The sequence below is a fragment of the Pontibacillus halophilus JSM 076056 = DSM 19796 genome (genome assembly GCF_000425205.1).
Lineage (GTDB): Bacteria > Bacillota > Bacilli > Bacillales > BH030062 > Pontibacillus_A > Pontibacillus_A halophilus.
Genome location: NZ_AULI01000008.1, coordinates 57,409 through 71,258, shown reverse-complemented (window position 1 = coordinate 71,258; position 13,850 = coordinate 57,409). Strand labels below are relative to the sequence as shown.

At 43.8% G+C, this 13,850-nt stretch carries 15 protein-coding genes; 13 read left to right on the top strand and 2 right to left on the bottom strand.

Annotated elements, in window-relative coordinates:
• Positions 1 to 5 precede the first annotated feature (5 nt).
• The 10 genes from thiH to H513_RS0108830 all read left to right on the top strand — a co-directional run bounded on the left by thiH (position 6) and on the right by H513_RS0108830 (position 8,331).
• Positions 6 to 1,112, top strand: coding sequence for a 2-iminoacetate synthase ThiH (thiH, locus tag H513_RS0108875; protein WP_026800429.1), 1,107 nt, complete (start codon positions 6 to 8; stop codon positions 1,110 to 1,112).
• Positions 1,109 to 1,717, top strand: a complete 609-nt coding sequence (locus H513_RS0108870; RefSeq protein WP_026800428.1) for a thiamine phosphate synthase — start codon at positions 1,109 to 1,111, stop codon at positions 1,715 to 1,717. Before thiH ends, H513_RS0108870 begins: the two co-directional genes overlap by 4 nt.
• Positions 1,702 to 1,905: a sulfur carrier protein ThiS gene (gene thiS, locus H513_RS0108865; RefSeq protein ID WP_026800427.1), complete on the top strand. Its 204-nt coding sequence runs from the start codon at positions 1,702 to 1,704 to the stop codon at positions 1,903 to 1,905. The genes H513_RS0108870 and thiS overlap by 16 nt, the downstream gene beginning before the upstream one ends.
• Positions 1,906 to 1,920: 15 nt before the next feature.
• Positions 1,921 to 2,943, top strand: a complete 1,023-nt coding sequence (locus H513_RS0108860; RefSeq protein ID WP_026800426.1) for a thiazole biosynthesis adenylyltransferase ThiF — start codon at positions 1,921 to 1,923, stop codon at positions 2,941 to 2,943.
• Between the two features lie 132 nt (positions 2,944 to 3,075).
• Positions 3,076 to 4,071 carry a S8 family peptidase gene (locus H513_RS0108855; RefSeq protein WP_026800425.1) on the top strand — a complete coding sequence of 332 codons (996 nt, stop codon included), beginning with the start codon at positions 3,076 to 3,078 and terminating at the stop codon, positions 4,069 to 4,071.
• Positions 4,072 to 4,269: 198 nt separating this feature from the next.
• Complete coding sequence (locus H513_RS0108850; RefSeq protein WP_026800424.1) at positions 4,270 to 4,482, top strand: hypothetical protein; 213 nt, start codon at positions 4,270 to 4,272, stop codon at positions 4,480 to 4,482.
• Between the two features lie 371 nt (positions 4,483 to 4,853).
• The gene (locus H513_RS0108845; protein WP_026800423.1) at positions 4,854 to 5,627 is read left to right on the top strand and encodes a TerC family protein; all 774 of its coding nucleotides are present in this window, start codon (positions 4,854 to 4,856) and stop codon (positions 5,625 to 5,627) included.
• 124 nt (positions 5,628 to 5,751) lie between these two features.
• Entirely contained in the window at positions 5,752 to 6,906 is a 1,155-nt protein-coding gene (locus H513_RS0108840; protein ID WP_026800422.1) for a DUF7852 domain-containing protein, read from the top strand.
• 124 nt (positions 6,907 to 7,030) lie between these two features.
• Positions 7,031 to 7,822 carry a CsxC family protein gene (locus H513_RS19890; RefSeq protein WP_051239818.1) on the top strand — a complete coding sequence of 264 codons (792 nt, stop codon included), beginning with the start codon at positions 7,031 to 7,033 and terminating at the stop codon, positions 7,820 to 7,822.
• A 77-nt stretch (positions 7,823 to 7,899) separates the two neighbouring features.
• Entirely contained in the window at positions 7,900 to 8,331 is a 432-nt protein-coding gene (locus H513_RS0108830) for a hypothetical protein (RefSeq protein ID WP_026800421.1), read from the top strand.
• A gap of 38 nt (positions 8,332 to 8,369) precedes the next feature.
• On the opposite strand, the gene H513_RS0108825 is transcribed toward H513_RS0108830, so the two are convergent.
• Both H513_RS0108825 and H513_RS20855 read right to left on the bottom strand, forming a co-directional pair.
• The gene (locus tag H513_RS0108825) at positions 8,370 to 9,296 is read right to left on the bottom strand and encodes a coiled-coil domain-containing protein (RefSeq protein WP_026800420.1); all 927 of its coding nucleotides are present in this window, start codon (positions 9,294 to 9,296) and stop codon (positions 8,370 to 8,372) included.
• Between the two features lie 12 nt (positions 9,297 to 9,308).
• Complete coding sequence (locus H513_RS20855; protein WP_026800419.1) at positions 9,309 to 10,490, bottom strand: hypothetical protein; 1,182 nt, start codon at positions 10,488 to 10,490, stop codon at positions 9,309 to 9,311.
• 187 nt (positions 10,491 to 10,677) lie between these two features.
• On the opposite strand from H513_RS20855, the gene H513_RS0108815 reads away from it, so the two are divergent.
• The 3 genes from H513_RS0108815 to H513_RS19880 all read left to right on the top strand — a co-directional run bounded on the left by H513_RS0108815 (position 10,678) and on the right by H513_RS19880 (position 13,840).
• Positions 10,678 to 11,850, top strand: a complete 1,173-nt coding sequence (locus tag H513_RS0108815; protein WP_026800418.1) for a BMQ_0737 family morphogenetic spore coat protein — start codon at positions 10,678 to 10,680, stop codon at positions 11,848 to 11,850.
• Positions 11,851 to 11,974: 124 nt separating this feature from the next.
• A complete protein-coding gene (locus H513_RS0108810) occupies positions 11,975 to 13,270 on the top strand; it encodes a hypothetical protein (protein WP_026800417.1) in 1,296 nt (431 codons plus the stop codon).
• 84 nt (positions 13,271 to 13,354) lie between these two features.
• The gene (locus H513_RS19880) at positions 13,355 to 13,840 is read left to right on the top strand and encodes a M67 family metallopeptidase (protein WP_154655215.1); all 486 of its coding nucleotides are present in this window, start codon (positions 13,355 to 13,357) and stop codon (positions 13,838 to 13,840) included.
• Positions 13,841 to 13,850: the final 10 nt, after the last annotated feature.

The following is a 13,850-nucleotide window of genomic DNA, read 5'->3' as shown; positions in this document are numbered from 1 at the left end:
ATCTTTTGAGTTTCTATCAAGTTATACAAGAGTTAAATGAACAACCTCTGCAAGACAAGTTCATGCAGGTGACCGATGGTGAAGTGAAACAGGTGCTACGGAAAGACCGTCTTAGCGTTCAAGACTACTTCGTCTTACTCTCTCCTACAGCAGAGAATCATTTAGAGGAGATGGCACAGCTTGCGCATAAGCGTACGGTGCAACATTTCGGAAAGACAATGGGGCTCTTTCTTCCATTGTATCTCTCTGATTACTGCGTGAATACGTGTACGTATTGTAGCTTTAGTATCGACAATGTGTTCCCACGAAGAATATTAACAATGGAGGAAATTGACCGAGAGGCACGTGCCATTAAGGAACGTGGCATCCAGCACATTATTCTCCTGACTGGTGAATCGAGACGTCATTCATCAGTCCAGTATTTGAAGGATGCTATGGAAGTGTTGAAGAAACACTTCTCCTCAGTGGGCATTGAAATCCAGCCGCTTCATACAAATGAGTACGAGGAACTTGTCGAAAGTGGAATCGATGGGTTGACGGTCTACCAAGAAGTATATAATGAAGAAATTTATCAAGATACTCATGTGAAGGGGCCAAAGCGGGATTACAAGTATCGCCTTGATACGCCAGAGCGAGGGTGTCAGGCAGGGATGAGAACCGTTAATATCGGGGCTTTATTGGGGCTTGATGACTGGAGACGGGAGACGTTCATTACAGGATTGCATGCATCGTATTTACAGTCCCGGTACTTAGATACAGAAATCGGTGTGTCATTTCCCCGGATTCGTCCGAATGCTGGTGGGTATGAGCCAAGTGTCAACGTCACAGACCGCAATCTCGTCCAAGCGTTGTTAGCCTATCGGTTATTTATGCCGCGGAGTGGGGTTACGTTGTCTACGCGTGAGAACCCATCCTTCCGTGATGCACTCGTCCCACTTGGTGTGACCAAGATGTCTGCGTCTTCTTCTACAGAAGTAGGAGGCTATACAGAACCGAATTCGCAGCAAAGTCAATTCGAGATCTCCGACGAGCGCTCTGTTAACGCCATTCGAGAATTGCTGAAAGAGAAAGGGTATGATCCAATCTTAAAGGATTGGCAGATTGTTGAATGACCATCCACCTTATCTCAGATGAAATGCTGCCTTTTCAACAGTTTGTCCGCTTGTCGGAACAGTTGCTTCCATATATGGATACCTTCCATGTGAGAGAGAAAGGAAGCTCAGATGAAATAATTAATGAGAAAGTGAAACAATTACTACAAGTCATACCTAGCCACCAGACGATTCTACACAGCTTTGCACATGTAGCAGAACGGAATCGGCTTAGAGGAGTTCAAATCCCGTCAAAGGAAGCGGATTTATTGGAAGGAATCAAAGAGCAGTATCCTTCCTTGCAACGATACCGTTCCGTTCATAGTTTGGAAGAAGCAAAACGGGCAGAAGCAGATGGAGCTACGTGTCTTGTTTATGGTCATGTCTTTATGACCCGATCTAAACAGGGGCAACAAGGACGTGGTCTACAGAGCTTGTCAGAGCTTGTTGAGACTGTATCGATACCGGTCGTCGCGATTGGTGGAATTACACCAGAACGAGTGAAAGAGGTTGCTTCCTTTGGAGCCAGTGGAATTGCGGTTATGTCAGGCATCTTAAGAGCGACGGATCCAGTCGAAACGGCGAAACAATATCGAGAGGAGTGGGAGAAGTGCAAATCGTTGTAAATGGTGATACGGTACAAGTATCAGGAGAAGGAATCAGTGTAAGCGAGTTACTGGCCTTGTATGAATTAGACCCGAAACATGTAATCGTGGAGCAAAATAGGGAGATTGTGGACCGGGGTATCTATGAAAAGACGAGGATTAAGGAAGCCGATCGGCTTGAGTTGGTGCATATAGTCGGCGGAGGGTAAGGAGGAGTGGAGAGAATGAAGGAGCGTTATTCAAGGCAACAACTTTTTGAGCCGATTGGCAAAGTTGGACAAGAACAATTAGGCGCATCTCACGTCGTCATCATCGGAGCAGGTGCTCTTGGAGCCAGTCAGGCAGAAATGCTTGTTCGAGCAGGAATCGGCCGTGTGACCATTCTAGACCGTGACTACGTAGAGCGTAGCAATTTGCAGCGGCAACAACTCTATACAGAGGCGGACGCAGAGGAGCGGTTACCAAAGGCCGTTGCCGCAGAGAGAAGACTTCGCCAAGTCAACCCTGACGTAGATGTGAATGGCTATGTAATGGATGTTGGCGTAGAGGAACTCGAGCGGTTCGTTCCAGAAGCGGATGTTGTCCTAGATGCCACGGACAATTTCGATACGAGGTTCCTTATTAACGATATGGCCCAAAAGCATGAGGTGCCTTGGATTTACGGAGGCTGTGTGGGTAGCTACGGACTTAGCTACACCATTATCCCGGGGGAATCTCCCTGTTTACGATGCTTGCTCGATAGCGTTCCTATAGGAGGGGCGACATGTGACACGGTGGGAGTCATCGCCCCGGCTGTTGTAACTGTTGCCTCTTATCAAGTGACAGAGACGATGAAATTACTCGTCAGTGATCATGCATCGTTAAGAAAGAAGCTCGTAGTCTTTGATTTGTGGAAGAATCATCATAGTGAAATTAGTGTGGAGAATGTGAAGAAGGAAGCTTGTCCTTCATGCGGAGAACATGCGACCTATCCGAGTCTCTCTTATGAACAACAAACAAAAGTTGCGGTCTTATGTGGCAGAGATTCTGTACAGATTCGCCCTCAAGTAGAGGGGAGCCGAGATCTAGATGAACTCTCAGCAAGGTTGGCAAGAACTGATGGTGGGCGAGTAGAAATAAATCCATTCTTACTCTCATACACCCAGGGTGAACATCGTTTCGTTTTCTTTAAAGATGGCCGAGTGCTTATTCACGGAACGAAGGATATCGCTGAGGCCAAAACGTTGTATCATCAATTGTTAGGATAAGCCATTTGACCTTAATTTATAGGTCTACAGATTCATATGTATAAATATTTGAAATTTCAGTAAATTTATCGTGTATACTATACATAGCAGCCCAGAATGACGTCATGAACGAATAATGGAGGAGGAATCGGTATGAGCGAAGTACGTTTGATTCCATTTCAGTTAGAGGAAGTCATCGACGACATTTCAGAAATCCCAAAAGGGGTACAAATGATTGAAGCTCCAGCCATTTGGGAGCGTGCCTCTATGGGGAAAGGGAACGTGGTGGCTGTTATTGATACAGGATGCCAACGAGACCATCCTGATTTAAAGGATCGAATTGTGGGTGGACGAAACTTTACAACCGATTACAATGGGGATCTGAACAATTATTCGGATAATAATGGCCATGGTACTCACGTAGCAGGAACGATAGCCGCTTCTCTAAACAATAAAGGAGTGGTTGGAGTTGCTCCTGAAGCGGGGTTACTTGTCTTGAAAGTGTTAACTGGTAAAGGGAATGGGTCGTTTCAATCCGTTGTAGATGCGATTGACTATGCAACGAAATGGCAAGGTGACAATGGAGAACGTGTGAGGATTATTTCTATGTCTCTAGGTGGTCCAAGTGATGTCCCAGAGTTGCATGAGGTAATCAAAGAGGCTGTAGAACGGAATATATCCGTTGTTTGCGCGGCTGGAAACGATGGTGATGGTCGTGAGCAGACGGATGAGTATGCTTATCCTGGTGCCTATAACGAAGTCATTCAAGTTGGAGCGGTAGACTTTGAAAGGAAACTCGCTCGGTTCACGAATACCAACGATGAGATTGACCTTGTTACACCTGGGGTTGCGATTCGTTCGACATACCTAGAGGGAAGATATGCCGCGTTAAGCGGGACTTCCATGGCAACACCGCACGTGTCAGGGGCATTAGCGCTACTCATCAATGAGGCGGAAGCGGCATTTGGTCGAACGTTGACTGAACCTGAACTGTATGCGCAACTTATCAGACGAACGTTGCCAATCGGCTACTCGAAACAAGCGGAAGGAAATGGACTGTTGCAACTTGCATTAATAGATCGACTAGCGGACGCTATCGACGACGAGAAAGAGGAAGTATCTCGTGTTGGAGCAAGTGTAAACGGCTAAATACAAAGAAACCTTTATAACTTAATTTCTGAAAGGTTCTGTTACTTTAACAGAGCCTTTTTTTGTAGAAATCTTGCTTTTAATTTTAGTTTAAACTAGACATTAACAGAAAAGAGAAAGATGAAGTTTCCATTTTTAGGGATTTAGTGGTTTGATCTCCATTACTGTGGGAAATCGTAATTAAAAGGAGGTTTATTGATGACCGGTGATGTTAACAAAGATTTACAATCATTGGACAATAGCGTTTCAGACTTAGGTTCCCACATAGACATACTTAGAAAATCTCTTGAAAGTGCTTATACAGAAGTTGAAGCCATCCACACACAACTTATCATACAGAACGTAATTATTGCTATCATGGCTATTACATTAATAGTTGCAGTAATTAAGTCCTCTAAGAAAAAAGGCTAGGAATATCGATTGCTTTGACTGTTGTTACTCACTTCTAGTGGATGACCCCAACATTGAATGCCACTCTAACTAAGAACAACAGACATGAAAAGAGCCTTTTGAAAAGTTGATAAAATAATGCTTGCTATATTCCGTTGTCCAATGTATGATTAAGCTAATCAAATAACGGTTCTTCCTAAAGGGGAGTAGCTACAACAATAAAGTCGTCACTTCGAGATGAGAGTCTCCGGCTTTATTGGCAACGGATGCGTTGTTAGCAAGACCTTTACACTACTCGTGTAGAGGTCTATTTTTATGGCCTTTATCAGAGATAGCTGGTAAAGGCCTTTTTCAATGAGGAGAAGGTGGAAGACCAAGAGGGAGAGATGAAGGTGGATTTTCAGTTGTTCATTGAATTTGGGTGGGTGTTGCTTGTACTTGTATTGTTAGAAGGTGTACTTGCAGCAGACAACGCGCTAGTTATGGCGGTGATGGTCAAGCACTTACCAGAAGAGAAACGTAAGAAGGCTTTGTTCTATGGATTGCTAGGTGCTTTCCTGCTTCGCTTTGCTTCTTTGTTCGTCATCACGCTTCTCATTGACATTTGGCAAGTTCAAGCTTTAGGTGCGGCATACCTTCTGTGGATTTCCGTACACCATATATATAAGAAGAAAAAGGGTAAGAAGAAAGAAGAAGATGCCGATTCGAAAGGGAAAGGCTTCTGGGCGACGGTCCTTAAAGTTGAACTTGCCGATATGGCGTTCGCCGTCGATTCGATTCTTGCTGCTGTCGCACTAGCCGTTTCGTTGCCTGCCACATCGCTTCCTAGTATTGGTGGAATGGATGGAGGACAGTTCTTAGTCGTCTTAGCGGGTGGGTTAATTGGGATTGTGATTATGCGATTTGCTGCTCACAAATTCGTGAACTTGCTTAAGACACGACCAGGTCTCGAAACCGCAGCGTTCCTTATTGTAGGCTGGGTAGGAGTGAAGCTTACGGTACACGTGCTTGCTCATCCATCGTTACACGTATTGCCGCATCACTTCGCTGAATCGTTACTATGGAAATTAACGTTCTACCTTGTACTTGTCGCTATTGCTTTAATCGGATGGTTCTCGTCATCCGCTAAAAACGTTGCACCAGCTTCCATATCCCAACAATCTTAATGTGAAAAGGGTCAGTACTTCTGTGCTGTCCCTTTTTTTATTTGGGAAAATTGGTTTAGACAGGGACACTTGCCGTGCCTCTTACATAAGAAATAGTAAAACGGACCGATTGGAAGTGAGTAGGATGAAGCGTCCTTGGATGAGTGAACAACCTATAACGACTAGCGATCGCATGGTGCGTTTATTTAAAACCATCGAACCGCCCATAGAGCAGGAGAAGGGGAGCCGCCGGGGGCGATTGTGTTACGGGGAAATGAAGAACGGGCGTGTAAAGAGTCGTAAGAAGCAGAAGGAAAAAGAAAAGAAATTGGCTAAACGCGAAAGAAGACGACGAAGAAAGCTTCAGAAATGGATTCAAAGTGATGCTTTATACACTGCTTATGATGCTTTGTGTAGACCAGATTGCTATACAACGAGTGAAATGGTGTTGGAGCTTGAGCGTCTTATTGATCAACATAGTGAGAGGAAACCTTCTTTAGACGTACTAAAGGAAGAGAATAGCCTTGAGGAATCGAGGCCACAATTGGAGAAATTCGAGAGTTTCACAGTTTCGCAAACAACGGATTACTCTAAAGGCAAGACAACCAACCGGCAGAAAGAGCCATATCAACAGGAAAAGACCGTTGCAACAGAATGTGAAGGCACGCTCGACATCAAGCGGTCCACAACACCATTCCAATTCTTTGTATCCATTGATTCGTTTTGTCATAGACCAAGACAAGGGGATTTCGAAACGGAGCGTTATGTATTTAAAGACGAGTCGTCTCAACAGTTCGATCCTTATACGAAGATGTTTACTCAAATGCAAGATTTAGAGGAAGCTCCATATGGGCAACTCGTAGCTTCCCATGTCACAACTCTCTTGCATCGCGGTTCGAAGCTTGGGCAAGGCTCAAAGCGTCAGCTCGTAGAAGCTTCCGTCCGGCCTGTTCATCCGCCTGAACCTAAAAGCTACCCTTTTTATGGAGTGAGGGTGCCAGTGTTACTTGGTGAATATGCGATTGAATTTGGATTAACCCAGGTGATAGATGACGACGTAAGAGAAGTTACGGATATAGATTATGACGTAATAGTGAAAGAAACAGATTTCGTTCCAACTGCTTACCACCGATTAGAACGAGGTGAGGTGACAAGGGGGATTCTATTTCTTTCTGGAGAATTGAAGCGAACATTTTACCTTAGCGGAGATTCTCTAAGATTAAAGTCAGGAAGCAATGCTTTCTGTGAGAAGCTCGTTGTCGCGATCGATCTACAGCTTTTTCAACATCAAACTAGGTAACCCTCCTAATTATTTGGAAATGGGTTGTGATTCCAATGAGGATGCCTATACCAAAGTACTGAAAACGAATAAGATACTCGTAGAATTTGAATTGAAATTCTAATATAAATTAGGAGGCTATCCTATGAGTGATAACGTAAGAAGTAATGCTGATGGCTGCCATCCGGTGCCTAGCGACCAATGTTTAATTGAAGGTAAACAACAAATTCCTTTAAGTGACGATGCCGTTCGCCCAATCTTATCTGGTGGACGCCCTGTTATTAAAGTTCCACACGTTCTTGCTGAAACAGAATTGCAAATTGTTGTAGAAGCGGATGTTGATTTCGATGACGATCCAGTAGAAATCAAACGCGTTCACAAGAATGTCGTCTTAACACAATGTAAGCTAGTTCCAGTTCGTTTCTTGCCACGAAGCCTAAATCCACGTACTCGAGTTGCAACTCGTGCGAAACTATTCGTAGAAGGATATATTCGTAAGAACATTGAGTATGTATCTGGACTTTGTGAAAGTAACCTTAAAGACCGCGTTGTGAAGATTCCATTCCATGGCTTCGCAGAAATTGATCGCGATGAGTTCATCACGTTCCCACTATTTGGTGTGACAACAGATGGACGTTCAGACTTCATCAACCCGAAAAACGGTGAATTCCCTCGCCAAGATAAATATTTCTTCGAGAACTCTGTGTACTACAATGAGCAGCCATACTGTGAATTAGTAAATGCTAATTTCTATGAGCTTGATTTCTCTCCAACGTTAACTGCCATTGATGAGCAGTACTCTACGCTTCGTGAGAAGATTGTTCTTGATTTAACGTTGAAAGTGCTTCAGCTTCGTCAAGTGCGTGTAGAGGCACTTCGAGGGTTTGGTCTACCAGGTGGACCGTTCGAAGACGATGAGGATGGAGAAATTCTTTAATTTCTGATTGATTGAAAGAGGCTCTCACCTCGTGGGGGCCTTTTTTCTAAGTTTCCCTATTATAAGGAGGAATTATTGTGACTAAATTAGTTGATGCTAGAACGTCACAGAATGCTTCATTTGTAAACTCGATATTCGAGCCCGTATTAATATTTGACGAGGAGACTGTTGGCCAAGTAGGTTTGGCTGTAGGTACGGCTGGACCAAATTTACGAGTGCAATTAAGTGGTACTGTAACTGTACAACTCCCGCTTGCCCCAGTCCTTACGACCATTACGATTCGAGTCGTTCGTGGAACGGTTGAAACTGATCAACTTGTGTTCTCGACTTCACAGACTTTAGATCTTGCCATAACAGGTCCACAGAGCATTTCGTTCGTCGGGTCAGACTTTAATCCACCAATACCGGGCTCAGGTCCGCTTGCTTATACGGCCTTTATTAGTGCAAGTGCAATAGGGACTGCTCGAGTCGGTCCAGAGAGTTTTAATGCTGTTGCATTCTCAGATTAAGAGAAGCTCTGACTTTATAAGTCAGAGCTTACATATCGTTAGGTGAGGATTTGTTTGATTTGTTGCATTTCCTCTGTGAATTGATTGAATTGTTCTTCGAGGTAATGAAGGATAGATTCACTTTCTTTCAACTGCTTCTGTTGTTCTTGTAGTTGTTGGAGGAGTCCGGTTACTTGCTCTTCTAAGTGAGGAAGTGGTTCGCATTGGTCTACTTCAACTGGAGATTGTTCGCTGAACGTCTCATTTAAGGCGACAATCTTCGCTATAATCGTTGCATGCTCTTGTTCATGCTGTTGAGCGGTAGTAAGGAGTGACGTTCGTTCCTCAGTCCATTCTTCTTTCTCAACCTGTAGCAAGTCGATGCTTTCTAAGGCTGTCTGTAATTGCTCTTCCGCACGAATTCGTGCTTGTTTCTCCTTATTCCATGAGTCAAGCGTTTGTTCATAGTGGTGCTGCACTTCTTCGTGCATGTGTTGGACTCGTTGTAGCTCCTCGCGATTAGCTTCTTGATTTTGTCTAAGTGTGGTTACCTCGTTTACGTATTCTTCATACTCGTTCACCTGCTCTTTGTACCGACTCTCTCGTTTCAATGCATCCTCAAGTTCTTGCTGCGTTTTGATTTGTTTTTCTTCTAGGGCTTTTATCTTCTCTTCATAAGACCCGTCTAGATTCGTCTGGATCTCATGTAGATAGTCGCCTATTTGCTCTTGAAACTGAGATAATTCAACCTTGGACTTTTGTTCGGCTTCTGAGAGATGCGACTGGAGTGTTTCGTTTTCTATCCGGAGTTCGTGGAGTTGAGACTGCAAATCTTCGACAATCTCTGCCTTCGCATGCCGCTTGTATGCTTCTGCTTGTGCTTTGAATTTCTCAAGTTCGGACTTTAGATGGATGATACTCTGGTGAAGGCTGCTGTCCTCATCAGGACGATATACATTTAGGGTAGAAGGGACAGTTCTGCGCATAAGATTCCTCCTCTAAGCTTGTTTCACATGGATGAGATTGTTAGATGGGAAGGAAAGATTCTCGTCATGAAAGTAGACGATGGCTTCCACGGTTAGCTTCTTATCTTCGTATAAGGAAGTAGGCTTTAGTTGTACATTTGGCAACGTAACCATCCCACCAGGTGGTACGGTGAGGGCTTCAATTGGTGCAACCCAATACTCCCCTCGCACTTTAGCCTTCTCATACCAATCTTCTTCTAAGTACCGCCATCCCTTTAATCCGCTACCTGACGTAACCCCGTTCGTCTCAAGTGCCGAAGGAGGGAGGATTTGTCCGGTAATAGAGACTCCTTCGTTTGGATGAACCTTTAAGCAAATCATTGGATTTGAGAGTGGTGCTGTACCGGTGTTCTTGATTAAGACATCCGTAATGAATTGGAGCTGCTGCTCTTCTTTCACATAAACCGTGTAGTCAAGGAATACCTCAGCGTTAAGGTTCTCCTCAACCTTTGTTAATGGCTCAAGAGCGGGCTTTACTTCGCCTTTAGGTGCTGATGATTCCGTTTCTTTCTCCTTCGGTATCAAGTAAGGGGTGAGTGTGTGGATAGAGCACGCGCTTATTGGTTTGTTGTTGCACTCTGAGTAATATTCAATCAATGCTGTTCCAATCACAAGAGCGAACAAAGCAGTGAAACTGTCCAAGTCGTATTCCTTATCTTCCTCTGGAAAGTCGAAGTCAATGGATAGACTAGTAGATGATTTCTGACTAACCTTGTGGCTTTGGAAATCACATGTAATTCCATAATGATTCAATTCACGTTGAATGAAAGATTTTAAGGGCACGTCATTTGGTGAGTGATAATGATGAAACGTGACGACTGGACTTTGAATAAAGCGATTTGTGCTAGGTTGGCCAAGACGTATCAACAGTGTTCGACTGATGGACTTTCCTTTATTGTAGGTACATTCTAAACCACTGTCTGTCACATACGTACAGATTTGCTTTGCCAATTCTTTCTCATAATCTGCGAACTCACTGTTGTATGCAAAGTTTAATACTTGTCCTTGTAAAGCCGGTGTAATGGTGAAGGTGTTCTTACCTACATGCCATTCATGATCGAACCCATATTCCTTGCACAGAAGTAAGAATGTTCCTAACGATGATGGTTCCACTTTCCCAATGAGTTGTGTTCCATAATGTACAGAGATGGCCACACGACTGCCTCCTTTATAGCTTCGTATGCTAAATCCTATGATAGTTCGTCTGTAATCATGAGAAAGTAAGGGATTTATAGAAAATTAAACCAAAAATGGGCGAATGCCATATACCATTTAAAAACGATATCCATAGGATAATGTGTACTTTAAATATACAGGTTTTGAAAAGAAAGGAAGGATATGTGTGAAAAAGCATAAAGGTTTAAAGGGAGCTCAGGTCACTCCGAGCCCAACTCCAATCCCACCAATTGAGAACGATCTTGCTCCTGAATGTATTCTGGTTCCAAAAGTGTATGACTGGGTATTCTTCGCGAATGAAATTGAAACAACCAACTTCATTCCTGACGAAGCAGCTCGTGCAACAGTAAGTGCAGCTATTGCTGCTGGTGAAGTTGTAACAGCTGAAGTAGTCGGACCAGAGAATCTAGACGATGTAGAATCGTTCGTAACCATCCTTGAGAATGGGAACCCTGGTCGTGTCTCTATCCGATGGATCATTCCATTAACAGTGAATGTCTTTATCAACGGTACGCTCGCCACATCATTCCAAGTGACGACTCAAGCAAGCGATGAAATCATGCTATGTGTGCCTGTAGGAATTACAGAAGAGAACATTGAAGCGAAAGCCGCACAAGTTGTGACGGAAGGTCAAGTACCAGTACTTCCTGGTGGAGAGCCATTCGGTCCAATCATCCCAATCAATGTGGTTCTATGTAAGAGCGTACATGTCACGTTCGAAGTGAAGCTTGAAGTTCTTGCTAAGTTCTGTACGCCACGTCCAAACAACATTGTCGTACCAAGACCTACTCTTCGTTGTGACCTTAGCAGCATTCAATTTCCGCCACAGTGTCCTGACATCTTCCCGCCAGCGAACACTGAGTGTCAAGGAACTGCACTTGCGCGTCGTGAGGAAACAGTGGCAACGTTCGGTGTAATTGGTACAGTTATTGAAGGTTTATCCACAATGACAGCTAGAATTGCTGAAGAGTGCTCACTTGCAACGTCTGAATTCACGTACACGTTCAACGCAACTGATATTGAGCCAGTTATCCCAACTCCTGTACCTCCAATCGATACACCAATTGAATTGAACTTCACATTCACACCATCTACATTTGAAACCATCACATGTGACAACACAACTAACTCGCTTGTTGTATTCGGTCAAGGAGAGCGTGTCCTAAATGGAATCGAAGAGCAGCTTGTATTCGAACTTCGCTTGTTCGAAGGAGCTCAAAGTGCCCAACTTCTACTTCGTGACACATCTGGAGACGTCGTGTTTGATAGTGGCCTATTCGAAGCCCTAGTAGACTTTGAAGAGTGCGACACATTCGGCGACCTTCTTAACTTGATTTAATCTCAATTGGATAGAGGGGGATTCCCCCTCTTTTTTATTTTCTAAGATGTCCCACCTTCACACTTTACTCATGGGAGACATATACCTATAAAGAAAAGGTCTAGCTATAAGGCAGGGATGTAGGATGAAGACGGAAGAAAGGATTGTAAAGCCTTTACACATAGATGATGAACATCGTCGGTCTATAAGCGTTCCGGAATCGAGAATGCTTCTGTTCGGTACGCTGTTAAATCGAGTGAAAGGGAAGCTTGAGCGCTGTAGTTCTGTGCTCACTGGTATCGAAACTGAGTTGCAGGAAGTAGAAGCGGAGACAATTCCCGGTGAAGGATCTCTTCTGTTCCGTCGGGCATATGGAGAACTGCTGCGTCATTTGCAGGGAGAATATCACCAACTTCAGCAATTCAAGCAAGCTTATGAAGAGGAACAACGAATGTTTCATAACCAAGTTTCCAAACAAGAGGCAGCCCTTCAGGAAACAAGGAAGCTTGTCTTATTTTACTATGAGCGCGCGAACTACCTAACAAAGCTAACGAAACGGCGTCAAAGATTTGAACCTTTCTCTGTTGAGGGAGCAAGTACAAATGATGGACCATCCTTGCTTGTCTCAACCGCTCGTCCAATAGGTGGTCACGTTCAGACGATCGTTGTAAAGGAACAATCCCTTTCAGAACATCCTCGCTTAGTAAGTTATCGCCGTATGCTAACCATGATCGTAATGGAAACGTGGGTACATGGGTCTGCACTCTTGGAACAGCTCTATTTACTGAAAGATGCGTATCATGATGAATACGCGCAATTCGAGAAATGGAAACAAAGTGGGAGGGTATTATGGATGTGGAACTTTAGAAATAAAGAAGAGGAAGAGGCATACAAGGAACGTCTCGACTCAATTGACCAACACTTACAGAAGTTAGAGGGAAATTTCAAAACGTACCAAACGTGGGTTTCTGAAATTAATGACCGGATGAAAGCGATGGAACAATTAGCAGAAGCGGAAGAATCACACCATTATGACCAACAAGAATTAAAGAGAGAACTGGATGAGAAGGTGGATGAGATTCAATCCCTATCTGACCAATACAATGAATTATCAAGTACCGTCAAGGAGCTTCAAGGACGTGAGGCTGAGTACCAAGAAGAATTAAAAGAGTTGAAGACGATGACAACATCCCTCCAACAGCAGAAGAAGGAGTATCAAATCCAACTGAAGCAATTAAAGAAGAATTTAGAATATCAGAAGAGACAAAGTCAATCGGAACGAACGAAACAACCTGTACAGCAACAAGGATCAACTGGGATTGATGTCAGTCAATATATGCAAAGTGCCATGCCTCCTAATGATAAGAAAGGAAACTATTCGGTCTTTAACCCACACAAATATAGTCTGTCACAACCCTCTACTCATCAAAAAGGAGAATAACGATGAATTATGAGGATTTAAACCGTATTTACCGCAAGAAGAAGGTGAGACCCGTCAAGAAACGTTCGCAGACAGAGGAAGCCATTGAAAACTTTCAAAAGATTAGGGAAGCCAAACAACGTCTCAAAGGCCTCGGGTGCTGCCGAGCGAAGCGCTAGCTTTGTTATGTGTGAACATGGTTATACGACGATGGTCGACCACTGTAAAGAAGTGAAACCTCTTGAAGGATGTGGATTGTTATTTGGCAAAGGAGAGGTCATAACGACCGTAATTCCTATGGTAAATGAAAATCATAGTCCTGTTTCTTTTTCGATTCGTTCAGAGGCACTAGAAGCCGTCATGAAAGAACGCATGGTGAGAGGGGAACAATGGCTCGGTGTGTTTCACTCACATCCTACGGCTCCTGCCATCCCTTCTGAGACTGACCGGCTTATGATGGACGATGAATCCTTGTGCTATATCATCGTTTCATTGGCTTTAAGACAACCAGATGTCAGAGGGTATGTTACCGAAGGAAGTCAATTGGTTCCTGCTCGTATAACCCTTCAACCAAAGGAGTCCTTATCGTAGATAAGGGCTT